The sequence below is a fragment of the Roseibium denhamense genome, assembly GCF_009711415.1.
Lineage (GTDB): Bacteria > Pseudomonadota > Alphaproteobacteria > Rhizobiales > Stappiaceae > Roseibium > Roseibium denhamense.
On the sequence record NZ_SMLZ01000112.1, the window covers coordinates 136,837 to 161,716 of the forward strand.

Below are 24,880 nucleotides of genomic sequence, written 5' to 3' on the forward strand. Positions count from 1 at the left end.
CGTCACCCAAGCTTCACGTTATCTATGCCGACGATCCGGTCGTAGGCGACGAAGAGCAAAAGCACCGCAACCAGCAGCAAGGTTCCAAGCGCGGCCGCAAGGCCCCAGTTCAGCGAACTGGAAATGTGGAACGCAATCCGGTTGGAGATAAAGATGCCTGATGTACCGCCGACCAATTCCGGTGTGATGTAGTAGCCGATGGCCAGGATGAACACCAGGATCGCGCCAGCGCCAATACCTGGGATGCTCTGCGGGAAATAGACCCGCCAGAACGCAGTCCAGTCGTTGGCCCCAAGGCTCTTGGCGGCACGGACATAGGACGGAGAAATCGTCTTCATCACCGAATAGAGCGGCAGGATCATGAATGGCAGCAGGATATGCGTCATGGCGATGATCGTTCCGGTTTGGTTGTTGATCATCACAAGCCGGCCCGCATCCGATATGAGCCCGGTCCACACAAGCACATCGTTGATAACCCCCTGTTGCTGCAACAGCACTTTCCATGCCGACGTACGGACCAAAAGACTGGTCCAAAACGGCAGAAGCACAAGGATTAGCAGCAGGTTCGAGTACCGCAGCGGCAGGGCCGCCAGAAGAAACGCGATCGGGTAGCCCAAAAGAAGGCAGGAAATCGTGATGATAATCGAAAGCAAGAGGGTGCGATAAAACAGGAACAGATAAATCTGTTCGTCGTCGGGCTTCATTTCCACACCGGTGGGTGTCAGTTGCGCATCGGCAGCGGACAGGAAATACCCTGACGTGTAGGTTGGTGCGAACGTCTTGATAACGGCCCAGTTCTCGGCGCTGCCCCAGTCTTCATCCGCGTCAATAAACAGTTCTTTCACGCTAACTGTTTCAAAGGCAGGAACCGCGGCAGCCGCTTGACCGACCAGAGTTGCCGCCTCGCCGGAAAAGGCAGTGGCAGCGTTGGGATTGGCGCTCAGGTCTTGGTAGAGCGCCTTATAGATCGGTGTCCACGGATCCTCTTCCGTGGGACTGTCGTTTTCCTCCACCTGAACAAACTGCGCGAAGGCGCCGTAAAGATCTGATGTTGCAGGCAGAACGTCCAATGCAGCCGGAGACAGTTCAAAGGCCGGCTCAGGGCCCGTCGGGTTCGAAGCCCATGCCTTTTGCGCTTCGATCCAGCTCGGGCTTGCCATAACCGTCACCCAGGTAACCGGTTCCTTCCAAGCCTCGTTCAGATCGATAAACTGGTCAGCATAGGTCTCACCAAAATCGTCGACCCGGCGTCCGGTCCGGCGGAACATGGAAGACAAGCCGGTCTGCTCGTAATTGAGACGGGTTCCAAGCTGTGTATGCCGCTTGTTTTCAACGGCGATTATGAAATCAAACAGGAGCGCGTTGTAGACGTCCTCGCCTGGCGCTTCACCTGTTTCAGCGTCCCACTCTTCAAGAGCGACCACTGTTCGCGGAATGGTTTCCGACACGATCTGGTTCTCGACCGAGCGGAACAGCATGTCAAAAATGGGCGCAACAAAGGTGATCAGAACAAAGATCAAAAGGGGCGCGATCAGAAGGAGGGACCGCATTTTTTCCCGCCGGAGCGCGCGTGCAAGCGCTGCTTTTAGCGGTTTGCCATCCTGTGTCGTCAACACCTGGTTAGAGGTGGCATCGCTCATGAAAACGGACTTTCGTCAAAAGGTGGGATGAACGGACGGGGCGTACCCCGTCCGCCGAGTTCACTTATCGCTTATTGAGCAAGCCAGGCCTGGAACTTCGCATCCAGGTCATCACGGTAATCCGCCCACCACTCATAGTTATAGAGGAAGGTGTTTTTGGCGTTTTCCGGGTCGGTTGGCATGTGCGGTGCCATGTCGATACCAAGATCGGCATGCTGGCCAACGAGCGGTGCAGATGACTTGCGGGCCGGACCGTAGGAGATGTACTTCGCCTGATCCGCAAGACGCTGGGTGTCAGTCGCGAATTTCACGAAGTCTTTGACCATAGCCAGGCGGTCATCCGGCAGACCGGTCGGAATGATCCAACCATCAAGGTCAAACACCTGTGCGTCCCACAGCATCTTGACCGGTTGCTTCTGCTCTTCGATGAGAGCGAACAAACGGCCATTGTATGTGGAGCCGATCACGACTTCACCATCGGCAAGAAGCTGCGGCGTTTCTGCCCCGGCAGACCACCACACAACACTGTCCTTGATGCTGTCGAGCTTGGCGAATGCACGGTCAATGCCTTCGTCGGTCTCCAAAACATCGTAAACGTCTTCCTTAGCGACACCGTCGCACAGGAGTGCCCATTCCATGTTGTTGATCGGACGCTTCTCAAGCGAACGCTTGCCCGGGAAAGCTTCCAGATCGAACACATCACAGATGTCGTCCGGCTCTTTGCCGCCCCACGCTTCCACGTCGGACCGGTATCCGAAGGTGGTTGAGTACACGATCTGCGGAATGAAGCAATCCGACACGATCAGGTCGCCGAAGTCATCGGAAGCGGATGTGCCGTCCGGTGCAGCTGCGAGAACCTCATCATGGTCGATTTCCATGGCAAGGCCTTCGTCGCAAAGGCGCATGGCATCAGAGGCCACGACGTCGACCAGATCCCAGGTCACGTTGCCCGCTTCGTTCATCGCACGGAGCTTCGCCACCGCTTCGTTGGAAGACTCGTCCCAGATGATGTTGATATCCGGATTGGCTTCCATATACGGATCGGCATATGCGTTTTTCTGAGACGCCTGATATGCACCGCCCCATGAAACGACGGTCATGTCTTCCGCCACTGCAGCCGTGCTGGCGAATGCCAGTGCGGTACCTGCGAGAATTGCAGTCTTGAGCTTCATTTTTGGTAGCTCCCTCTGTTTAGGATTTAACGGATCAGATCCGTTTGGTGTCGCGCACGGCCCTTGGCGGCCGTCAGGCGATCGTTAGCCAACAGCGTCGAGCGCTTTGCAGTCGTTGAGCGCCCAGCCCACTTGGACCGTGTCGCCAACACCCAGCTTGCGCTTCTCTCCGCGGTTGCGAACTTTTACGATGAACTCACTATTGCCGGCCACATTCATGCGAACACGGATGTGGTCCCCCAGATAGATGAGTTCCTCAATCCGGCCGTTCACCAGATTGTCCATTTGGTCATGTGTGTCGAACTCAACGCGCTCCGGGCGTAGAGAAAGCGTCGTCTTATCTCCGACGGACGACACATTGACCTTATCTGCTTTTAGCTTAGTGCCGTCTCCAAGCTCGACAAGGCACTCCTCGCCCTGCACTTCGACAACCTTGCCGTTGAGCTTGTTATTCTCACCGATGAACTGGGCAACGAACGAGTTTTGCGGATCCTCGTAAAGATCATCGGGTGTCGACAGTTGCTGGATGACGCCATCATTGAAAACAGCCACACGGTCTGACATCGTCAGGGCCTCGGTCTGGTCGTGGGTCACATAGACCACAGTGACGCCGAGGTTTTCGTGAATGTGCTTGATTTCGTACTGCATCTGCTCGCGCAGCTGCTTGTCCAGCGCACCAAGAGGCTCATCCATGAGGACGAGTTCGGGGTCAAAAACAAGGGCCCTCGCCACGGCAACACGCTGCTGCTGCCCACCGGAAAGCTGAGCCGGGCGCCGATTTCCGAACGCGCCAAGCTCGACCATTTCGAGCGCCGTCTTCACCTTTTCCTGCTGCTCCGCCTTGCCGACTTTCCGGACTTGGAGCGGAAAGGCCAGGTTTTCGGCGACCGTCATATGCGGGAAGAGTGCGTAATTCTGGAAGACCATACCGATACCGCGCTTATGCGGCGGCACATTGTTGATTGGCCGGTCATTCAGATAAATCTCGCCATGAGTAGCGGGCTCAAAGCCGGCCAGCATCATCAGGCAGGTTGTTTTGCCGGACCCGGACGGCCCCAGCATGGTCAGAAACTCACCTGGTGGAATGTCGAGATTTAGGTTTTTTACAACGAGGCTCTCCCCGTCATAACTCTTTTGAACGCTGTCATACTTAACAGCAGCGCCCCGAGAATTCTCCATTGTGTCCCCAAACCTGAAATAGGTATTTTTTGTTTTGGACCGCTCCGACACTTCCGCCGCCGCGATGCCGCTAGAAAAGCAAATCTGTTTACGCATGAAAAGGGGGCACTGAAAAAAAATGAATATTTTTTAGCCAGCCGCCGACTTTATATTTTGCAACGCGGCACAATTGCGGGAAAAATACTCATTAGCAGGCAAGCAGGCGAAGTATTTTTCCTGCGTGGATTAGGTAACGTAATCGCTGCAGTTGCGCGCCCTTCAAAGATATTGGACCACAACACCCAACGTTTGAATGTCACACTACGTCATCAATTGCTGATTTTACAACGCCTTCTGCATCGCAACCGTTATGGGGCCTAGGACTGCCATGCCTGGGAAATTGATTAATGGCGCCTGTGCAAGGTCCTGCCTGTGAAGTAAGGTCCAGCGCTCAAGCGGAGTGGAACACTTGGACGACACAGTTCAAAACAAACCTGTTTTTCTTACAACAAGGGAAGTTGCCGACCTTCTGCGTGTTAAAGAGCGCAAGGTTTATGATCTTGCGGCAACCGAGGACATTCCACACCGGCGTATCACCGGAAAACTGTTGTTTCCAGCTGACGAAATCGACGCCTGGCTGAACGCCTCGGGGCCGAGAAAAACTGTCCGGCCAAATGTGGTTGCCGGCTCCCATGATCCTCTGCTCGACTGGGCGGTAAAGGCCTCCAATTGCGGGCTTGCAACACGTTTGGAAGGCAGCCAGAACGGGCTTGAGCTGTTTTTGACAGGCGAAGCCGCGTTGGCAGGCCTGCATATGCCAGACACCAACGGATGGAACGTGAATGGAGTCGCGGCAAGAAACCCGGCCAACAGCGTTCTGATATCCTGGGCTAAGCGGGCGCGTGGATTGTTGGTTTCTTCCGAACTTGATGTGTCTGGAAGTGACATAGCCGCGCTTCGCGGAAAACGTCTCGTCCTCCGGCAACAAGGCTCCGGATCCTTTGCTTTTCTCCAGAAGCTGCTGGCGAAGGCCGGAATCGGAATAGACGCATTTGCCACGGCGCCGAACACGGCGCATACGGAAAGCGATGCAGCTGCCAGTGTTGCCTTAGGCGAGGCGGATGTGGCCGTTGGGATCGAAGCCATGGCCAATCAATTCAAACTCAGATTCCTGCCGCTGGCCGAGGAATGTTTCGATCTCCTGATCGATCAGCGTGCGTACTTCACAGAGCCGGTGCAGCAGCTTTTCTCATTTGCAAGAACCAGCACATTTAATGAGCGGGCGACCTCCCTTGGCGGCTACGATCTATCTGAGCACGGCCAAGTAAGGTGGTTGTCACCATGATCGGCAACGTCAAATGAACGGGATCCGCGAAAATGAAGTGCAGATTGATGTGCCCGAGCCCTCAGACGCGCGCTCAAAGGGCTTGACCGGTTTTCCAATGTAGAGCTGCTGTACTGGCTTGATCAGTCCCGGCGGGATCTTCTGATCCAAAACCCTGCGCATTCAAACGAGACCAAGGGAACATTTGCGCTGCGCTCGCCCGTCCGGCCAAACCCGATCGGCACAGTCATCGCCAAACTGGTCGCGGTAAACGGAGCCTCATTGATTGTCCGGGGGCTGGACTGCCTCGACGGGACGCCGCTGATCGATCTGAAGCCAGACCGCTGCGCTTTCACACCCAGGCAACCTGATTGCCCGCCTTCTTGACAAGACCTCGCCAAGATTGACAATCCCGCCCGAACCGCGTCAAACGGCAACAAACGGGAGGATTTGATGCAAGACGGCACCGGGACTGAACATCACATCAACGATGTGATCAGCGTAGAAACTCAGGGGCCGGTTGGACTGATTTGCATCAATAATCCACCCGTGAATGCGGCCTCACATGCCGTGCGCAGCGGACTTTGGCAAGCAGTTGAGCTCCTCGCTGGAAACAAGACCATCCGGGTAATCGGCCTGTACGGCCACGGCCGCACATTTGTTGCCGGCGCAGATATTCGTGAGTTCGGAAAGCCGCCCCAAGACCCATGGCTTCCGGACCTTTGCAATTTCCTGGAGGAGTGTGAGACACCTATCCTCTGCGTCCTTCACGGCACGACGCTTGGCGGTGGACTGGAAATTGCCCTGTCCTGTCATGCCCGCATTGCCTTGCCCGGGACAAAAATCGGCTTACCGGAAGTGACCTTGGGCATTCTGCCAGGAGCCGGGGGGACACAGCGCGCGCCCCGGCTTGCGGGTGTCAAAGCGGCGTTGGACCTGATTGTAAGCGGGAAACCCATCCCTGCGGAAGAGGCTCTTGGCTGTCATCTCATTGATCGGATCCTTGACGGTGATCCAAGACAGGTGGCCCTGCAAGGCGCGTATGCCGTTCTGGCAGGAGACTTGCCCCACAAGCGCACAGGGAGCCTAAAGGTCACGCCAGACCCGGCCGCGATCTCGGCCATGCGGGAGCACCTTAAGAAGACCCAACCGCTTCTCTTTTCTCCGCACCGGTGTGTCGATGCAATCGAGGCGAGCACATCAGAGATGACGGAGGGCCTGGGACAAGAACGGCATCTCTTCAACGCGTGCATGGAGAGCCCACAGCGCGCCGGCCTCATCCACGCGTTTTTTGCCGAACGGGCCGTCAGCAAAATCCCTGAACGTCATGCCCTGCCCCGCCCCCTTGAAACAATCGGGGTCATTGGCGGCGGAACAATGGGCTCCGGCATTGCGACCGCGGCTCTACTTGCAGGCTTTTCTGTTAGCCTGACAGAACGCGATGAGACCGGGCTTTCGCGGGGTGTCGAGACGATCGCGCAAAACCTTGAAGGGGCTGTCAAACGCGGAAAAATCTCAGACACAGACCGGCAATCGCTCCTGTCCGGCAAGTTAATGGCCAGCGTTGGTTTGGAGCCCCTCAAGACTTCGGATTTGATTATCGAAGCTGCTTTTGAGGACATGGCCGTCAAACAAGCGATCTTTTCCGAGCTTGATGGCATCGCCAAGCCGGGGGCTATACTTGCAACCAACACGTCATATCTGGACATCAATAAAATAGCAGCATCCACGTCCCGTCCCGGTGATGTCATCGGCCTGCACTTTTTCTCACCGGCGCACATCATGCGGCTGATGGAAGTGGTCGTTGCGCAAGAGACCAGCCCCGATGCCGTGGCGACCGGGTTTAAACTCGCCAAGAATCTCGGGAAAATCGCGGTCAGATCCGGTGTTTGCGACGGTTTCATCGGCAACCGGATCATGACTTTCTACAAGAAAGCAGCAGACTACATGATGCTGGATGGCGCTGATCCGGCTCAGATCGATAAGGCTTTGACCGGGTACGGGTTCGCCATGGGCCCCTATCAGGTTGCAGATCTCGCCGGTCTGGACATCAGCTGGGCCGCCAACAGGCGGCGCGCGGCAACGCGCCCGCCGGAAGAACGGTATGTGAGTGTGGCCGACCGCCTCTGCGAGGTGGGCATGTTCGGCCGCAAGACCGGCAAAGGGTTTTACATCTACAATGACGGACATCCGCACCCGAACCCAGTTGCCCTATCCTTCCTTGCAGAAGAGCGGGGCGTAGCAGGGCTCAAGGGGCGCCCCTTTTCAGATGAGGATATCGTAAACCGGTTTGTGACCGCCATGATTTTGGAGGCCGCCCGGGTCCTTGATGAAGGGATTGCTCTCCGGCCAATCGATATCGACGCCGTTTTCCTCTTCGGCTATGGCTTCCCGCGTTTCCGGGGCGGCCCGATGCATACGGCAGATCAAATTGGAGCACCCGAACTGGTGCGGCGTATCGAAACCTATGCCCTGGAAGACCCTTACTATTGGCAAGTGCCCAAATTGCTGCATGTCATGGCGGAGAATGGTTCGAGCTTCGAAGACCGGAACAGGGAAGCCCTGTAGCGGAACTGAGCATAAAACCCTTTGACACCGAGGATCGCATAAGCCAAACCGGCAAAAACCTCTTAAGCTCCACGACTAGGACCTTCATGACCCAGAAACTGGTCATAGCCGTTTGCACTGCGCAGCGGCCCAAGATGCTCGAAGCTTGCCTCGATGCTTTAGATCAGCTCATTGTTCCAGCAGAGACGACTATTTCCATAGTGGTCGTTGAGAATGACCCCGAACCATTTTTCACTGGGGACAGGGCAGCCAAGATACGGGCAGGTCTTAAAACGGCACTACATTTCTATCATGAGCAGCGCAAAGGCATTCCATTTGCCAGAAATGCTGCGCTTGAGTCTGCCTTGGAGCATTCGCCGGATTGGATTGCACTAATAGATGATGACGAGCGTGCGGAGCCTGATTGGATTGAGAAGCTATTAACTGCTTGCGAGGAGCACAATGCAGAAGTTGCGAACGGGCCCGTCCGCCGAATTTACGAACAACCACCCCCTCATTGGTGGAAATCGCAACTTTTAAAGCCGCGGCCAACAGGAACGATCATAACGGAAGCACCTACCAACAACATTTTAATGAGTTCGCGGCTCATTGCAGATGACGGCCTTGGCCTCCGGTTTGACGAGCGTTTGACATTCGGCAGCGAGGACATTGATTTCTTCCGCAGGGTCCATGCGCGTGGTGCCAAAATGATCTGGGTAGATGACGCATTTGTGGAAGAGGATATTCCCGCGTCTCGAGTTACCACAAACCGTTTATTGAGCCGCATGCATATGGCTGCGACATCTGGCGCTTTTAATATTGTTTTGCGGGAAGGCCGTCTGAGGGCCGCGCTCCACTTCATCCCCAAAAGTGTCCGGCGCATGTTTTTCGGCTTCCTGGCAACTGTAATCGGGTTTCTCATAAAACCGTTTGCGCGGAAACGCGGCGAAAAACTGTATTATTATGGACTTATAAGACTCATGAAAGGGTCTGGCAACCTACGGGGGCTCATGGGACGGGCCCACAATTATTATGATGTGATCGATGGTCACTAAGCTTTCAAACCGGCCACGCAAGCTGGCGCACATTCATCTTGGCGTGGATGGCGGCGCCGAACGGTTTTTCGTGCGTCTGTCAAAGGCGTTGGCGGAACGTGATGTTGAGCAGATTGCATTCATTCGACCAGATCGCTCCTGGCGGGACGAATTGGCGCGGCACTGCGATGTCCGCGAGCTGACCTTTAGCCGCTCGCATATCAAACGTCATTTCGTGCGCTGGCACATCACTCACGAAATAAAAAAATTTGGAGCTTCTTCAACCCTCGGCTGGATGAGCCCTGCCAGCAAATGGTTGCCAAAACCTGGCCCGAATATGCGCACTTTTCTGCGGTTGGGCGACTGGCCAGACGGTTTCCACACTTACGGGAACGTCCAACACCTGATCGGAAACACGCCGGACATCGTGGCACAAGCCATCGAGATGGGCTGGCCGGCCGACAGGGCGACCGTCATCTCCAATTTCGTGGAACCGCTTCCTGAAGACCTAAAACCGGTCGACCGAGCCGCATACAACACACCATCCGATGCAATTGTCTTGGTCCATCTCGGTCGCTTTGTTCAACGCAAACGGTTTGACCTAATGATCAAAGCCGTCGCGCAATTACCGCAAACGGTTCACGCCTGGCTTATTGGCGATGGCGAGTTGATGAATGAGATGATTGCGCTGGCGCGATCGTTGAGTGTCGAAGACCGGGTTCATTTTATGGGCTGGCAACGCGACCCGGCGCCGTACTTGAAGGCTGCGGACATTCTCGTTTGCCCAACCGATGACGAACCTCTCGGCAACATTGTCCTTGAAGGCTGGAATGTGGGCCTTCCCGTTATCGCAGCAGCATCCCCAGGCCCTAGTTGGCTGATAGAAAATGGTGTCAATGGACTACTATTTCCGTGTGGGGACGTGGAGGGGTTGATTTATTCGGTCAGGAACACTTTGGCGCGCGCTGACAAAATAAAAAGCCTTGTAAAAAACGGAACCCAATCTCTAGAGCAAAATTTGTCGGCAATATCTATTTCAGACCAATATTTACGGTTATTTTCGATGGATATATCATCATCTTAAAAACACATAGCTGATGCTGAGAGTTTCTATTAATCGAAACCCTTTCTTCTTCAAGCTTGACAACAAAAAATCGACATTGTCATTTCCAACAATATGGGGATGCATCTCAACGATAAGCTTGTCGATATTTGAGAGATTTGTCTGACCCAGCAGGTCTATTTCAGCGCCCTCTACGTCCATAATGATCGCGTTGGGCTGGAACTCAGATATTACGTCTGAGATAGCGTCGCATTCAACAGTGGTTTTACCGCCGTAATTGCGATCAAAAACACTTGACGAAAAAATATTTTCTGCGAAGTAGAAATCAACTTCCTCTGCAGTCAGTCCAACCGCTTTGTTTCGTAGTTTCGGTTTGAGCCCATTCAATTCGAAATTCTTTTCGATCGCGATGCGTGTCCTAGGATTTGGTTCGTAAGACAGGACGTTTTCTGAGCCGCATATACGAGCACAAGTCACACTTATCAATCCAACACCGGCTCCAATCTCTAACACCCTGTCGGTTCTCGATAGGTATTTTTGTGTAAGCAGTCTCTCTGGGCGTTCATAGACTTCCCGGAATAGGGCTTTCCGAATGTCCTTAGTAACGTGCTCCAAGGACGTCGAAACACGGATGCCATCGATAGTGATTTGGTTAGGTTTCAGCCGTCGCCGGAGTGTTTTTTTTATATTGCCAAGAAGCTCATCAAACATGCTGTTGTTTCCTAGTCTACCGAACCGACATGCTGTTTAAAAACCAGCGCATAAAAGGACGCTTCCCTGGGATTTTTTGGTACGATGATTTCTTTATTCAGGCCTAAGTTTTCAACGCATGATTTTTCTTGTTCGTAAAGGTACTCTAACCGGCCATTTCGGGTTTGATACGTTTTGACTTTGCCTTTCTGCCTCCAGTACATTTCACGCGTCACGTCATTCCCCATGGAATAGATCTTCACGTCGAATATTGAAGAATCATCCAGAAGCCTAGAAATAGCTTTGGGCCCAAAACGCCGAAAACCGTGGTATCGATGTTCTGCAAAACTATGGGGCGCCGGCACAAAATGAACATGTTGAATTTCTACCGCCTCATCAGATTTCAGCAAGCCAAAGACAGAACAATCAAACTGGACGTGTTCCAGCACTGATTGAGTGAATATGCAATTCGCTCCGTTGACGTCGATCATATGTTCGCCGAGTGTGGCTTCCCTGAACGTTGCACCCGATTTTGTCAGATCTTCCCATGTAGGCCGCGCCTGAATGTCAACCCCCTGATAATCGGCACAATCAAGCACCGCATTTAGATGCCTCGAATAGAGCCCATAGCCGCACCCAAGGTCGAGAATACGTGCGCCCGGTGTAAAAAACTCAGGCAATTTTTCCTGGATAAAATCGAAGCACAAGGCGCGCGTTGGACTGGCCACCAGGACTGGTTCACCAAAACTTTTTTCAAGCCTATCGATGTCAAGAACCGGAATATATGGCTCCACCGCAACCGGAAAGGTTTCAATCGGCTGGAGTAGTCGCTCCACCCAAGCATTTAGCCGGTACTGAAGTTTCTGAACTTGAGTGAGTGGCACATCACCGCTAATTCTCTTCCAAGAACTACTTCTTCCAGTCATTTGTGTTCCCATTCACGTATTTGAAACCCCTAGCGCTACGGGCGCTTAATGCAATCTGACGATAGGCAGCGCATTAAAAAACTTATCTCTACCGCAGCCATGCCTGTTCAGCTGAATAGGGTGTTTTTGGTAGCAGATGTATCAAAATCAAACCCGAAACTCTCAATATCTTTCGCATACCAATCGGCGACAATCTGAATTGTCCTATCGCAGTAGAAGGACTGATATCCAGCCCGCTCGCTTGACGACACATTCCGGCGTTCCAAAGGAGAATCTATCCCAAGATAGTTTGGTAATTCCTGATCAATCGCTTCAAGACGCAGTATATCCGCTGCGATAAAATGCTTCTCATCAACAACGTAATCCAACTGCGGATACCATCCTCGAATGGCTCTGTGCCAAAAATACTCTTTGTCACCCCACAAGTGGCGTTCCTCCAGGAATTCTTCAAAATTCCGCGCCGAATAATCCTTGGCAGCCGTTTGCAGCTTCATAGCCTGCATCGCAAATGTGAACCTGGACACAACTCTTGACCACGGGTTCCGTACGATAGCAAAAGGAATACATGCTCGCCTTACGGACACATCAACATCCCTTAACCGGGCATGTTCATAGCCTGCATGATCACCAGTCTCAGACATGGTCTGGAGCAATACATTGGCATAGGATTTACTCTTTAGCCTTCTGCGGTTAGCAATTACAAGCTTCGGCTGCACGGTGTCGGCATATCGAAGCGACATTCCGCCATTTTTGGGGATATGAATGAAAAGGTACTTTTTGGGCACCAATCCGAGGCGGGCCGGGGCAAATTTCAGGAAATTCCTGATTTGATAATCGTCCATATTATCCGTGCCGGAATTGAACCGCAGCTTCCGCTTCAAGGCTGCTAACTTATGCCGCCAACCCGGCTGCCACCAGACAGCTTGATACTATCGCCGCATGTCGATTTGGTGCTGCCTTATCGCAATCTGCCAGTCCTGTCCATTCTGCGGCTCGCCGTCGAGGTTGAACTGTACCCGTTCAGCTGTGTGGATACTGAGATGGCGGGCGCGGCGCATGACAAGGTTTTCCGGCAGACCGTCAGCACCTGCCCTCAGCAAAGGACCCAACAGGTCGGTGACTTTGCCGGATTGCGGGTAGGGAACGATTGTCAGATCGAGCAATCCGTCATCCAGTTTGGCCCTCGGACATAATCGAATCCCCCCGCCAGCGCGGCGGCCATTCCCAATCGCGATCGCCACAAACGCCCCTTCCCAGAAGAAGTCTTCGGCTTCAATCCGGGCTTCACAGGCCGCCAGCTCGGTAAACCTGTTCAAACCGGTAAAGATGTACGCGGCCCCGCCAAGCAGGCGCTTCAAGTTCGGATCAGTTTGGGTTGTCACTTGCGTCCCGAAACCGCCGGTCGCCATGTTCACGAACGTGCGGCCATTCACAGTGCCAACATCAGTCGGTTTGGCATCGGCCCGGACTGCATATCGGAACGCCCCGACAACATCCGTTGGATCCAGTTGAATGTGATGGGCAAAATCGTTTGCGGTTCCCAAAGGCAACAAGGCGAAGGCAAAAGGCGGCCGGCCGTCACCGGGTGTCGCTTCGAGGATCGCGTCCACGATTTCATGGAGCGTCCCGTCGCCGCCACCGCTTACTAATGTGTCGATCGGATCGTCTTCATGGTCCTGCAGCGCTTCTGCGGCAAGCCGGTGAATGTCGCCGGCCTCGAAGGTCACGCGCACAGTCACCCTGTGGCCCATCGCCCGAACCGCTTCAATTGCGGACCGGACATCGGTGCGGTTCGCCGACTTTCCATTCAGGATCAATCGCAAGTGCTGTTTTGGCATGGACGTCTCTTTACCGTGGCAGCATGGCCTCCCGATTGGTCCGGGCGGTGCGCGCTTCTTCCATCAACCATTGGCGGAAGGTTTTTACAACCGGGCGCATGGTTCTGCCCTCCGGATACACAAAATAATAGGCTGTGTTTTGATCCAGAGAGATATCGAACAGTTGCACCAGGCGGCCGGATGCAAGCTCGGCCTCAACGAAAAACCGCGGTATCAAAGCAGCCCCCATATTGTGGATGGCTGCCTCCGAGATCATGACGAACTGTTCAAAACGGGCACCCTGAAAGGCCGCATCCGTTTCTACGCCCACATGCTCGAACCATTGACGCCAGGCCAATGGCCGCGTGGCGAGCTGCAAGCGCGGCACGCGAACTAAGTCGGCCGGATCGCGGATATCATGCCGGTCTCGGAAAGCCCGGGAGGCAACAGGTATGACTTCTTCATCAAAGAGCCTTTCGGCGATGGCCCCTGCCCAGACCGGATCGCCATGGTGGATGGCGCCATCAAAGGGCTCTTCGTCAAAATCGAATGGTTGAAGGCGGACACTGAGGTTAAGACCGGCGTCGGGAAACCGCTTCTGAAAGCCCGCGAGCCGGGGCGCCAGCCAACGGGTGCCGAATGTCGGCAAAACAGCCAGGTTCAGAACATCCGCACTACCCGCGTAGGACATGACCTGTCGGGTCGCGGCCGTCATGTTTTCAAGGGCGCCGCGGATATCATGCAGATACAGCCGGCCGGCATCGGTCAGCACAATACGCTGGCGCACTCTGCGGAACAGCTCGACGCCAAGCCGGTCCTCCAACTGCCGGACCTGTTTGGAAACAGCCCCTTGTGTCAGGTGAAGCTCTTCGGCCGCTCTGGTGAAGCTTAGATGCCTCGCAGCACATTCGAAGGCGATCAGACTATCCGCCGGTGGAATGAAGGCGCGCTTCATTCTAATCCTCTAGTTCATTCCATTTTGTCATGAATGATGGAGCAGCATTCGCTGGTATGCAATCGCTTTTCAGGCGATAGTGTCAAAATCAGAATGACCGCAGTCCGAATGAACTCGCAAGGTCCAAACAGATCGCCCTGGAGACAGAACCATGAATGCACCTGTGAATGTAAAATCCGCACCTGCCGGAGGGGGCGTGTTCGATTGGCAGGATCCATTCCGGCTCCGGGACGAGCTGAACGAAGATGAACAACTGATTCAGGACACAGCCCGTGCGTATGCGCAGGACAAGCTACTCCCGCGCGTCATCGAGGCATACCGCGAGGAGAAAACCGACCGGTCCATCTTCAATGAAATGGGCGAACTGGGCCTGCTAGGGGTAACGCTGCCGGAAGAATATGGCTGTGCAGGTGCTTCCTACGTTGCCTATGGCGTTGTTGCGCGTGAGATAGAGAAAATCGATTCCGGCTACCGGTCCATGATGAGCGTCCAGTCGTCGCTGGTCATGTATCCAATCTATGCCTATGGCTCTGAAGAGCAGCGCCTCAAATATCTGCCGAAGCTGGCAAGTGGCGAATATGTCGGGTGCTTTGGTTTGACCGAGCCGGATGCGGGTTCTGATCCGGCAGGCATGCGTACGCGTGCCGAAAAGATCGATGGCGGTTACCGGTTGACCGGCTCCAAAATGTGGATCTCCAACTCTCCGATCGCAGATGTCTTTGTCGTATGGGCAAAGTCGGAAGCGCATGACGGTGCCATCCGGGGATTTGTGCTCGACAAGGGCACAAAGGGCCTGACTGCGCCGAAAGTTGGCGGCAAGCTCTCTCTGCGTGCCTCCATCACAGGCGAGATCGTCATGGACGGCGTAGAAGTGGGCGAAGATGCATTGCTGCCCAATGTGTCCGGACTTAAAGGGCCGTTTGGCTGCCTCAACCGGGCACGCTACGGCATTGCCTGGGGCTCCATGGGCGCAGCAGAAGACTGCTGGACACGTGCCCGCCAATACGGCCTTGATCGTGAACAATTCGGCCGGCCGCTGGCACAAACACAGCTCTTCCAGAAAAAACTGGCAGACATGCAGACTGAAATCACCCTTGGACTGCAGGCGGCTCTTCGTGTCGGGCAGCTCTTCGATGCTGGCAAGGTCGCGCCGGAAATGATTTCACTCATCAAACGCAACAACTGCGGCAAGGCGCTCGATATTGCGCGTCAGGCAAGGGACATGCATGGCGGCAATGGTATTCAGGAGGAATACCATGTCATGCGCCACGCGCAGAACCTGGAAACGGTCAATACCTATGAGGGAACGCACGATATTCATGCGTTGATCCTCGGCCGTGCCCAAACGGGCTTGCAGGCCTTTTTCTAGACCAAAATTAAAATCCGTCTGGCGGGCCTTGCGGCCCGCCGCCGTCATTGGGAGGTATTATGGCGGACCAGACTGCAGATGTGGTGATCATTGGCGGCGCCGTCATGGGATCATCGGTTGCCTATCACCTTGCAGAGCGTGACGATTTTGCCGGCAAAATTATAGTTGTCGAAGCGGATCCGGCTTACGGCATTTGCGCGTCGGCGCGTTCGGCCGCATCCATCCGGCAGCAATTCTCAACCGCAATCAATATTGAGATTTCGCTGTACGGGATCACATTCCTGCGCGACATCGGTGCGACCTTGAGGGTTGGAACCGATGCTCCCACAATTGATCTGCACGAAGGCGGCTATTTGTTTCTGGCAACACCAGACAAAGCCGCCATCTTGAAGCAGAACCATCTCCTTCAACGCCGCTTGGGAGCAGACATCGCCCATCTCGATGCAGCTGCGCTCCTGGAAAAGTTCCCCTGGCTCAACGTGTCGGACCTGGAGGCAGGCTGCCACGGCCTGACCGGCGAAGGCTGGTTCGATGGCTATGGTCTGATGCAGGCTTTCAGAAAGAAGGCACGTGCACAAGGCGTTGAATATGTAAGCAAGAAAGCGTCTGTTGCCCAAGAGCCGGATGGTACTTGGCGGGTCAGTCTGGAAGATGGTGAAACCATTTCCACACCGGTTGTCGTCAACTGCGCGGGCGCCTCAGGCGGGGCGGAGATTTGCCGACAGGCGGGACTTGAGGTTCCAATAGTTCCCAAAAAACGGTGCGTATTCACGTTTGAGTGCCGCGACGCATTACGACCTTTCCCGCTCTTGATTGATCCAAACGGTACCTATGTCCGACCGGAGGGAACCGGCTTTATTTGCGGATCTGCGCCTGCCGCCGTCGATGATCCCGATTGCACGGATTTTGATGTCGACTACGCCCTGTTCGAGGACCACATCTGGCCAACCCTTGCACATAGGGTTCCAGCCTTTGAGGCGATTAAACCAGGTGCTGCCTGGGCTGGCACCTATGACATGAACCTGTTCGACCACAATGCCTTCATTGGCCCGGTTCCCGAAATCAACGGGTTTTATCTGGCCCTCGGTTTTTCAGGTCACGGATTGCAGCAGGCCCCCGCAACCGGGCGCGGCCTTGCTGAGATCATCACCACGGGTGGCTACGAGACATTGGACCTGTCCCCGCTTGGGTTTGATCGATTGGCAGCTAATCAGCCAGTTTCAGAAAAAAATGTGGTCTGACCCGATAGGCCCCTATTCGGCCACCAGCAAAGGCTGAACGGGCCCGGCTTCAACTTGCGAGACCCTGGAGGCCTGTGCTTTTGGAAACTCAGGCCCGGCCAAAACCTTGTTATCTGACGCTTGGTCTAGCTCCGAATTCTGAGGTTCGTTGGTGGTTTGGCGGTCGGGTGTATCTTCGTGCACACCTTCTGGGGGCAAGACACTTACCGATTCCAAATCCTCAAGCGCAGTCCAATCAATAAGGCGGGACAGGCCATCCGAGAGGAGCGCCTGCAAGCGCGCTATTCGTGCCTTGTCCGGCTCAAAAGGCGGGGATTCATGGCGAAGGTAAGAACGCTGCGCGAGCAAAATGGATGCAGCGTGTATGCCGCGCTCGGGGCGGCCGAAAGTCTTGATAATGTGACCGCCCTTCGTGACATCATCCACACTAATGGTAACGCCTTGCTGTCCTGTGAAGGAGCCGGCGAGCAGGTTGCGGACGTTTTGGTGGCAGGTAACTCCGCCGCCACTGCCAACACTTACATAAGGCAGGCCCTTGTCAGTCACGCCCTTGATGTGAGACCGCATCGATTGACAATCAATCAGGACGATCCGGCGGTGCTGGCGCATCAAGCGGTCAATTTGCTGGCCCAGGGCCCTTTGAAAAGGGGTTACAAAAAGCAGAGACCGTTGCTCAATTTCAATCGGTCCGGGCTCTTCATTTTCATTGTAGATTCTCTTGCCATCAAGCGTGGTTACCGGGCACAGACCTGACGATGTGGGATCAGCAGCCTTCAGTGACGGATCCTGATCGAGATCGATCACATATCTTGAGATGCTCGACCGGATAACAGTCGCGTCCAGTGATTTGTTGAGATCAAAAACCATCTCAAGACGCCAAGCGATGTCCGCTTGCAAACGGCCTGTCGCATTCAGCCGTTTTGCAACAACACCAGGGATATCCGAACCACTGTGGGGCAAACACAAGATGAGCGGACTTTGCCCTTCGTCAACCAGGATCATACCGGAACGCCTACACGTATGAACACACAGGAATGTACATTGAAGAAATTACTTTACGGAAACAAGACGATTTGTAACTTGCTCGTTCTCTCATGATATGTGCGCAAACACCGACAAAACGGTTTTCTAAAATAAATCATGCACTTAACGGCTCTTAGAAGCGTATGCCACCGGCCGGGCAATTCAGATACCGGTAGCAAAAATCAGTCTCTGCATTGGTTTTTGGGCGACCGACGCTTCCCAATCAGCCGCAACACAGCTGTTCCGCGCTTTTCAACATCGGCGTACTTGACGGCGCTTTTGCTGCGCGCAAGGTTACAGGTCTTCCAGCGGATAGCCCTTCGCGGCTCCCCCCCCTTCTCGACGGAGACATCGCTTCATGCCACTGCGAAATGGCAAGCAGTTCCTGATGATCCCAGGACCGACGAACATCCCGGATGAGGTCCTGCGTGCCATGCACAGGCCTGCCGTAGACATTTATGAAGGACCGCTTCTGGAAACAACGGAAGCCTGTCAACGTGGCCTGAAACGCCTTTTTCGCACCGAAGGCAAACCCTACATCTACGCCGCCAACGGACATGGGGCCTGGGATGCAGCGCTCAGCAATACCCTGTGCAAAGGCGACAAGGTTCTGGTCCTGCAATCCGGTCTGTTCGCAACAGGCTGGGGCGAGGCTGCAAAGCTGATCGGCCTTGATGTTGAAGTTCTGCCGGCAGCCTGGAATGAAGCGGTCGACCCAACCCGTTTGGCAGGTCGTTTGCAAGCCGACACATCTCATGAAATCAAAGCGATCCTTGTCGTTCAGGTGGATACAGCCTCCGGCGTTTGGAACGACATTGCGGCGTTGCGAAAGGCGATTGATGCCGCAGGACACCCGGCTTTGTTCATGGTCGATACAATTGCCTCACTGGGTTGCCTGCCTTTTGAGATGGATGCTTGGGGGGTGGATGTCGCGCTCACAGGATCGCAAAAGGGACTCATGTGCCCACCCGGCCTTTCGTTTGTGGCGGCCAACGAAAAGGCGGATAAGGCACATGAAACCGCGAACTTGCGGACCAATTACATGGACTGGACCTTCCGGAAGGGCGAAATCCACTATCAAAAATACTGTGGCACACCTCCTGAACAAATGCTGTTCGCGTTTCAGAAAGCGCTTGAACTGATTTTTGAGGAGGGGCTGGAGAAAGTCTGGCACCGTCATGCCCTTCTGGCAGAAGCGACCCGGCGCGCGGTTGACATATGGTCAACCGAAGGGGCCATGAGCTTCAACATTACCGATCCGCGCGCGCGCTCAAACAGCGTGACAGTGCTGAAGTTCAACGGCCACGACCCTCAACATCTGCGGGACTTCACGGAACTGACCTGTGGCGTCACGATTGGTGGAACCATTGGAGATTCGCGCGGACAAGGGATCCGGATCGCGCATATGGGACATGTGAACGCCGTTATGCTTCTTGGAACCCTTGCCACCATAGAGCTCGGTTTGAGCAAACTTGGCATTCCGCACGGCAAGGGAGGGGTCCAAGCCGCCACCGACTACCTGGCGGCGGCAATTTAGGACCCGATCCTAGACTACCTCTTCCAAACGGTCGCAGATGGTCTTCAAGACTTCGATCCGTGCATGACGCTTGTTTTCAGACGAAACAAGCGTCCAAGGCGCATAGTGGGTCGATGTCCGGTCGATCATGTCACCGGCTGCAATGGCGTATTGGTCCCACTTCAGCCGATTACGCCAATCTTCATCCGTTATCTTGTGCTGCTTATAGGCCGTTTCCTCGCGGGCTTTGAAACGGCGCAATTGTTCTTCCTCTGAGATCGCCAGCCAGAACTTGCACACGATAAACCCGAAATCCGTCAGTTCCTGTTCAAACTCGTTGATTTCATTATAGGCTCGGAGCCAGTCACCATGACTTGCAAAGCCTTCCACCCGCTCAACAAGCACGCGTTCGTACCAGGAGCGGTCAAATATCGCGAAATGGCCTTTCCGGGGAACCCGCCGCCAAAAGCGCCAGAGATAGGGGCGGGCTTTTTCTTCGTCGGTCGGTGCCGATATCGGGTGCACTTTATAAATGCGCGGATCAAGCGGACGTATCACCCGGCGGATCGCTCCGCCTTTGCCCGCAGCATCATTGCCTTGAAACACCAGAATAACGCCGGTTTTCGACATGTCCTTGCGGTCAGACAAGTCTGACAGGATCTTCTGGTACTTCTCCCTTTTCTTTTCGTACGGCGCCTTATCAAGGGAAGCACTCAGATCAATCGCATCGACTGCCGTTTCCCGTTGCAGTCCGCCGATGACGGGCGGAGCGGCGACTTCACGGACTTCTCCGTCCTCAAGCCTCAACTTCATTGCCCTCGCCACGGTCTGCGCGAGCGCCGCATCGCGATATTCCGGGTCTTGGGACGGGATCACGAACCACGGAGCAAATCCCTTGCTTGTTTCAAGAATGATTTTTTCACCGACTTGGCTGGCCTGCTTGTGGTGTTTGAGCGCGGCCCAATCCGCGAGCACGTGCCGTGCCGCGTTCTTTTTCTGGATCTTTTTCAAACGTTCTTCCTGAACGTCCTTTGGTAAAACAAACCAAAACTTCAGGATCAGGACGCCCTCATTGGAGAGCATTTCCTCAAAGCGGCGGATCCGCATCAGTGCCTTTTCAAAGGCGTCGTCATCAATCTTATTGTAGATCTTGTCGCGCAGGATGCCCTGATACCAGCTGCCGAAGACAATCGCGGTTTCGCCTTTTGCCGGAAGGTCTCGCCAGTAGCGCCACAATGGCGGGCGCAACTTGGCTTCATCCAGTTTTTCGCCATAAGCGTTGCACACAAGATGGCGCGCATCCATCCAGCCATACAGGCGGGCCACAGCTTCGCCCTTGCCCGCGCCATCAAGTCCATCGACCAGAATCAGTGTTGAAAAGTCTTTTTTTTCAACGACGGGGAGTTGCGCCTCCAACAAGGCCTCGCGCAGTTCCGGTTCAAGTTTCTTGAAGGTTTTCTTATCCATTTTTTGCGGCAGCCGGGCGGATTCGAACATTATTGTCTCCAGGAAGGAACGCGCTCAGTGCATCTTGCCGCGCCAAGCGTAAAAAGACCATGATCGCCGTAAAAGATCCAAACTGTCAGGAGCAGGCATATTTCTCTGTTGGATAGACGCATAGGCCCTTATATGAAGCGGCAGCGGTTTCATCGGGACGCGCTTTGCGTCCCGTGCCACGAATTGCGTTTTTGCAGAGTTTCTGAATACCCGTGACCGAGTTTCTTGATCCCGTCCTGACCTTCATTGCGGAAAATCCGTCGCTCGCCGGATTGATCTGCTTTCTGGCTGCCATGGGCGAGGCACTTTTCATCATCGGCCTTTTTGTGCCGACGACAGTGGTGCTTGTCGGAGCCGGTACCCTTGTGGGCTTGGGCAAATTGGACCCAACGCCCATTTTCATCTGGACCACGCTTGGCGCAACTGCTGGCGACGCGATCTCTTACTGGATCGGATGGAAGTTCAAAGACCGCATCAAAAGTGTCTGGCCCTTGCGCAACTACAGCCACATGATTGAAAGCGGCGAGCGTTTTTTTGACCGGCACGGCGGCAAAAGCGTCTTTTTCGGCCGGTTTGTTCCTGGAGTGAAATCTGTTGTCCCCGGCATCGCCGGCATGGCGGGCATGAACTTCACCCGGTTTACAGTCGTGAATGTCACGTCTGCGTTTGCCTGGACGATTGCCCATCTGGGTCCGGGGATCATCGCAGGTTCCGCCTTGAGCGCGGTCGGTCAGATCAGCACCCGGCTGGCGGTTGTGCTGGGTGCTCTTCTCGTTGTCATCTTCCTTTTGGTGATCCTCGGCCGCTGGCTGATCATAATCATCTTGCCGTTGTTCCCGAATTCCCAGGCAGCCGCAGTATCGTGGTTTGCCAAAAGAGAAGACCGGGTGTCGAAATGGATCGCCCAAAATTTTGATCCCGCTCACCCGCGCTCGGCCGGAATGCTCGTCTCAGCACTGATCCTCCTGATCACGATGCCTGCCTTTTTCTGGCTTGTCGGCGAAGTTGCCCCGGGCGAGCCGATGGTACGAGCTGACCTGGCCATCTTGAATTTTTTTGACAGCCTAAGAACACCGATCGGCGACAAAATCATGGTGTTCATCACCTCGCTCGGAGATGGTGTTGTGGTGACGGCGGTGACGGTTTCCGTTGCCGCTTACCTGTTTGCCCGAAAGGCATGGCGGCGGGGTATCGGCTTTGTGATCGCGATGGGCGGAACGGCCCTTTTTGTTCCGCTGTTCAAACTCCTGCTGCATCGCTCCCGCCCGATTGAGCTCTACGCGGGTGCCGATGCCTATAGTTTTCCGAGCGGCCATGCCACTCTGAACGCGGTTCTGTTCGGCATCTGCGCCGTCCTGATCGCTCATGACCGCAGCAAGTGGGTGAAAGCGAGCGTCTTCACCCTGATTGCCACCTATGTCATTGCCATCGGGTTTTCGCGGGTCTATCTCGGCGCGCACTGGATGTCCGATGTACTGGCAGGTCTATTGTTCGGGACTGCGATGGTCTCGGCCTTCGCATTCATATTCGGCGCCATTCACAATGAAAAGATTGGCCGCTGGACGGTTGCCTCCATTGTCGCTGTGTCCTTGAGCCTTTTCGGCGGCTGGCATCTCTCGCAGACCTTTGACCGTGCACTTACCACCTATGAGCCGAAAATCAATAAAGAGATCCTGACAGCATCCAGCTGGCGCACCACGGGATGGATGTCCCTGCCGGACCGGCGTATTGAGTTAAACGGCGACATCGAAGAGCCTCTGGTGGTTCAATTTGCCGGCGGCCTTGACTATTTCGCGTCAACTGCCGCTCAAAACGGCTGGGTGCGACCGCCGGAGTGGTCGCTTACAAGTGCGGGCGGGTTCGTGGAAGGGCAGACCCCACCCGGCTCCCTTCCCATTCTGCCGAGAACCCAAAATGGGCGCCAGCCGGTGCTGGTTCTGATCCGGAATGACGAGGACCTTGAAGAAGGCGGCCGATGGGTATTGCGCCTCTGGCCCAGCCGGTTTGAAGTTCTTGAAGGCGGAGCCTTGTTCCCCCTTTATGTCGGCAGCGTCGTTCATGAAAACATCTTGCGGCCGATGGGCGAATTCTCAGGCCCCCGAACCGATCTGGACGTCCCTCCCCCATCGGAAAATCCGGCCCGTCTGCTCCCCGGTTCCGAGGCGAAAACTCGGCCGGACGGAACAACAGTTGTTCTTGGGCAGGGCCCGGACGACGCACCCGGGCACTCTCAGGACAGCGCTAATACGCCCGATAAACCAGAGACCAACTCTCGGGGGCGGTAGCGTTTCCGTCGCAGTTTGGCTTGTCCCGCAACTCCATCAAGTCAAGTTCGAGGACCTCCCCGGGGCCATCGATCAGGCGCAGCACACGATGGGTCCCGCAGTCGCCGATACCACGGCCGAGTTCGGTAGACCGGATCAACCCGCTTGCACCGTCCGGTTGCGCATTCATGACGGAATAGGTGTCACCAGCGCCAGAACCTGGTACGGGGGGAACGGCAAGCAGAGTCCCCCAATCCTGGGGCGGGTTCTGGGTCACGGCAAACACACCTGATCCCTGATAAGCTCCTGTAAAACAGGGGATCTGCCAAAGAAGATAATAGTCATTGACGACATAGCGCGCGCCGCCCCATGGGAAAAAACCATCCATATCGCATTCCCCGCTGGCCTCTTGGCGGACAAGCTGCACCAGCAATGGCGGCAATTCGGAGATATCAGTTAAAATCTGTTCAGCTCCAAAAGGAATTCCGGCAGGAACCTGAGCGGTGTCTTTTTGGTCAACAGAAGCATCTGGCGCTCCCTTGACGCTCTCGACCTCAACACAGCCAGTTTGCCCTTTCGCGCTTGCCGTGAACGGCTGCTTGCCTTTTTGAATGACGGTCAGGTCGGCTTCGTTGATTGCAAAAGCCGCGCCATCGAAGTCGATACCAAGTAGTTCAACATGAACCCTTACGGACCGGTCTTCGCTTGCGAAAAGGTACTGGGTGTTGATTCCACTGATCGGTTCTCCGCCCTGCACCAGCTCGGGCAATTGATAGGTTGTGTCGCCTATCTTGATTTGCGCGGTTCCGGCGAGCCCCGTGTCCGGCCCGTTTTGATGCAGCAGATAGGCGTATCGGTCAGTTTCAGGGTCCCGGTTGTACTGCCACAATGAGAAACGGCATTCGGCAATGCCGCCACCTATGTCTTCCTTGCCAAATAGCTTGAGCGCGACTTTATCATCGTCATCGGCAATGGCGGATGCAGGGATCAAGAGGCTTGCAAACAGGCACAAAAACAGCCGGCTGTAGAGTCTTCCGAAAGTCATGTTTCCCCCGATAACGACAGTGACGGACCAAACCTTGCCGGAGAACAAGCGGTTTGGCCAGCTGGATTTTCCACCTAAATCCAGTGGCAACCTTAGAATATCCGTGAGCGGCGACTTGAATCGGCTCTCATTATTTCATATATTCGAAAATAGCATATTAAGAGGTGATCATGACCGACTTCACACCGTTTCTCAGTTTTGCAGGCGGCCTCATGATCGGGCTTTCCGCTGTTGCATTAATGGTGGTTCATGGCCGGATCGCGGGCATAAATGGAATCTTGGGCGGCTTTCTAAGCGTACGGCTCAACAGCGATTGGGCCTGGCGCGGGGCATTTCTTGCCGGAATGATCGCAAGTCCCTTCATTGTTCTTCTAGCTACCGGCCGGTTTCCTGAAATTACAGTGCCATCATCGCCGCTCCTTCTGGTAATCGGCGGCTTCCTGATCGGAATTGGCACGACTATCGGCTCCGGCTGCACCAGTGGACATGGCGTGTGTGGCATGTCCCGCCTATCGGTCCGCTCAATTACGGCAACCGTAACTTTCATGACGACGGCCGGGATCACCGTTTACGTCACCCGCCATGTTTTGGGAGGCTAA

Annotated in this window: 20 protein-coding genes and 1 pseudogene; 10 read left to right on the top strand and 11 right to left on the bottom strand. The window is 54.8% G+C overall.

Features of this window, described 5'->3' with window-relative positions:
- Positions 1-2: 2 nt before the first annotated feature.
- From E1180_RS15935 to E1180_RS15945, 3 genes are all read right to left on the bottom strand, one after another.
- Positions 3-1,640 carry an ABC transporter permease gene (locus E1180_RS15935; RefSeq protein ID WP_155192422.1) on the bottom strand — a complete coding sequence of 546 codons (1,638 nt, stop codon included), beginning with the start codon at positions 1,638-1,640 and terminating at the stop codon, positions 3-5.
- Positions 1,641-1,711: 71 nt separating this feature from the next.
- Positions 1,712-2,812 (bottom strand): extracellular solute-binding protein, encoded by a 1,101-nt coding sequence (locus tag E1180_RS15940; RefSeq protein WP_155192424.1) that lies wholly within the window; start codon positions 2,810-2,812, stop codon positions 1,712-1,714.
- An 84-nt stretch (positions 2,813-2,896) separates the two neighbouring features.
- The gene (locus tag E1180_RS15945; RefSeq protein ID WP_155192426.1) at positions 2,897-3,991 is read right to left on the bottom strand and encodes an ABC transporter ATP-binding protein; all 1,095 of its coding nucleotides are present in this window, start codon (positions 3,989-3,991) and stop codon (positions 2,897-2,899) included.
- Positions 3,992-4,430: 439 nt separating this feature from the next.
- Between E1180_RS15945 and E1180_RS15950 the strand changes: the two genes are divergently transcribed.
- The 5 genes and pseudogenes from E1180_RS15950 to E1180_RS15970 all read left to right on the top strand — a co-directional run bounded on the left by E1180_RS15950 (position 4,431) and on the right by E1180_RS15970 (position 9,959).
- A complete protein-coding gene (locus E1180_RS15950) occupies positions 4,431-5,315 on the top strand; it encodes a helix-turn-helix transcriptional regulator (RefSeq protein ID WP_283404648.1) in 885 nt (294 codons plus the stop codon).
- Positions 5,316-5,384: 69 nt separating this feature from the next.
- Positions 5,385-5,681, top strand: a pseudogene (locus E1180_RS15955) (TrmO family methyltransferase domain-containing protein); the annotation flags it as partial.
- 66 nt (positions 5,682-5,747) lie between these two features.
- Positions 5,748-7,862: a 3-hydroxyacyl-CoA dehydrogenase NAD-binding domain-containing protein gene (locus tag E1180_RS15960; RefSeq protein WP_155192430.1), complete on the top strand. Its 2,115-nt coding sequence runs from the start codon at positions 5,748-5,750 to the stop codon at positions 7,860-7,862.
- 86 nt (positions 7,863-7,948) lie between these two features.
- Positions 7,949-8,896 carry a glycosyltransferase family 2 protein gene (locus E1180_RS15965; protein WP_155192433.1) on the top strand — a complete coding sequence of 316 codons (948 nt, stop codon included), beginning with the start codon at positions 7,949-7,951 and terminating at the stop codon, positions 8,894-8,896.
- Positions 8,886-9,959 carry a glycosyltransferase gene (locus E1180_RS15970; protein ID WP_155192435.1) on the top strand — a complete coding sequence of 358 codons (1,074 nt, stop codon included), beginning with the start codon at positions 8,886-8,888 and terminating at the stop codon, positions 9,957-9,959. The genes E1180_RS15965 and E1180_RS15970 overlap by 11 nt, the downstream gene beginning before the upstream one ends.
- Here the strand turns inward: E1180_RS15970 and E1180_RS15975 are convergent.
- The 5 genes from E1180_RS15975 to gcvA all read right to left on the bottom strand — a co-directional run bounded on the left by E1180_RS15975 (position 9,951) and on the right by gcvA (position 14,326).
- Positions 9,951-10,649 (bottom strand): FkbM family methyltransferase, encoded by a 699-nt coding sequence (locus E1180_RS15975; RefSeq protein WP_155192439.1) that lies wholly within the window; start codon positions 10,647-10,649, stop codon positions 9,951-9,953. The two genes, E1180_RS15970 and E1180_RS15975, sit on opposite strands and share 9 nt — an antisense overlap.
- Positions 10,650-10,660: 11 nt before the next feature.
- Positions 10,661-11,554, bottom strand: coding sequence for a class I SAM-dependent methyltransferase (locus E1180_RS15980; protein ID WP_155192444.1), 894 nt, complete (start codon positions 11,552-11,554; stop codon positions 10,661-10,663).
- Positions 11,555-11,661: 107 nt separating this feature from the next.
- Entirely contained in the window at positions 11,662-12,396 is a 735-nt protein-coding gene (locus E1180_RS15985) for a sulfotransferase family 2 domain-containing protein (RefSeq protein WP_155192447.1), read from the bottom strand.
- An 87-nt stretch (positions 12,397-12,483) separates the two neighbouring features.
- The gene (gene yegS / locus E1180_RS15990) at positions 12,484-13,392 is read right to left on the bottom strand and encodes a lipid kinase YegS (RefSeq protein ID WP_155192449.1); all 909 of its coding nucleotides are present in this window, start codon (positions 13,390-13,392) and stop codon (positions 12,484-12,486) included.
- A 10-nt stretch (positions 13,393-13,402) separates the two neighbouring features.
- On the bottom strand, positions 13,403-14,326 hold the full coding sequence (gene gcvA / locus E1180_RS15995) for a transcriptional regulator GcvA (protein ID WP_155192452.1): 924 nt from the start codon (positions 14,324-14,326) through the stop codon (positions 13,403-13,405).
- Between the two features lie 151 nt (positions 14,327-14,477).
- On the opposite strand from gcvA, the gene E1180_RS16000 reads away from it, so the two are divergent.
- Both E1180_RS16000 and E1180_RS16005 read left to right on the top strand, forming a co-directional pair.
- On the top strand, positions 14,478-15,695 hold the full coding sequence (locus E1180_RS16000) for an acyl-CoA dehydrogenase (RefSeq protein ID WP_155192453.1): 1,218 nt from the start codon (positions 14,478-14,480) through the stop codon (positions 15,693-15,695).
- A gap of 59 nt (positions 15,696-15,754) precedes the next feature.
- On the top strand, positions 15,755-16,936 hold the full coding sequence (locus tag E1180_RS16005) for an NAD(P)/FAD-dependent oxidoreductase (RefSeq protein WP_155192456.1): 1,182 nt from the start codon (positions 15,755-15,757) through the stop codon (positions 16,934-16,936).
- A 12-nt stretch (positions 16,937-16,948) separates the two neighbouring features.
- On the opposite strand, the gene E1180_RS16010 is transcribed toward E1180_RS16005, so the two are convergent.
- Complete coding sequence (locus E1180_RS16010) at positions 16,949-17,938, bottom strand: N-formylglutamate amidohydrolase (RefSeq protein ID WP_155192459.1); 990 nt, start codon at positions 17,936-17,938, stop codon at positions 16,949-16,951.
- Between the two features lie 379 nt (positions 17,939-18,317).
- Between E1180_RS16010 and E1180_RS16015 the strand changes: the two genes are divergently transcribed.
- Positions 18,318-19,496 (top strand): pyridoxal-phosphate-dependent aminotransferase family protein, encoded by a 1,179-nt coding sequence (locus E1180_RS16015; RefSeq protein WP_155192461.1) that lies wholly within the window; start codon positions 18,318-18,320, stop codon positions 19,494-19,496.
- A 9-nt stretch (positions 19,497-19,505) separates the two neighbouring features.
- Here the strand turns inward: E1180_RS16015 and pap are convergent, their stop codons facing one another.
- Entirely contained in the window at positions 19,506-20,972 is a 1,467-nt protein-coding gene (gene pap, locus E1180_RS16020) for a polyphosphate:AMP phosphotransferase (protein ID WP_155192463.1), read from the bottom strand.
- A 212-nt stretch (positions 20,973-21,184) separates the two neighbouring features.
- Between pap and E1180_RS16025 the strand changes: the two genes are divergently transcribed.
- Entirely contained in the window at positions 21,185-23,257 is a 2,073-nt protein-coding gene (locus E1180_RS16025) for a bifunctional DedA family/phosphatase PAP2 family protein (protein WP_208997182.1), read from the top strand.
- Here E1180_RS16025 and E1180_RS16030 read toward each other — a convergent pair.
- On the bottom strand, positions 23,214-24,281 hold the full coding sequence (locus E1180_RS16030; RefSeq protein WP_155192466.1) for a DUF1176 domain-containing protein: 1,068 nt from the start codon (positions 24,279-24,281) through the stop codon (positions 23,214-23,216). The genes E1180_RS16025 and E1180_RS16030 overlap by 44 nt on opposite strands.
- Before the next feature lie 170 nt (positions 24,282-24,451).
- Between E1180_RS16030 and E1180_RS16035 the strand changes: the two genes are divergently transcribed.
- Positions 24,452-24,880, top strand: coding sequence for a YeeE/YedE family protein (locus E1180_RS16035; protein WP_155192468.1), 429 nt, complete (start codon positions 24,452-24,454; stop codon positions 24,878-24,880).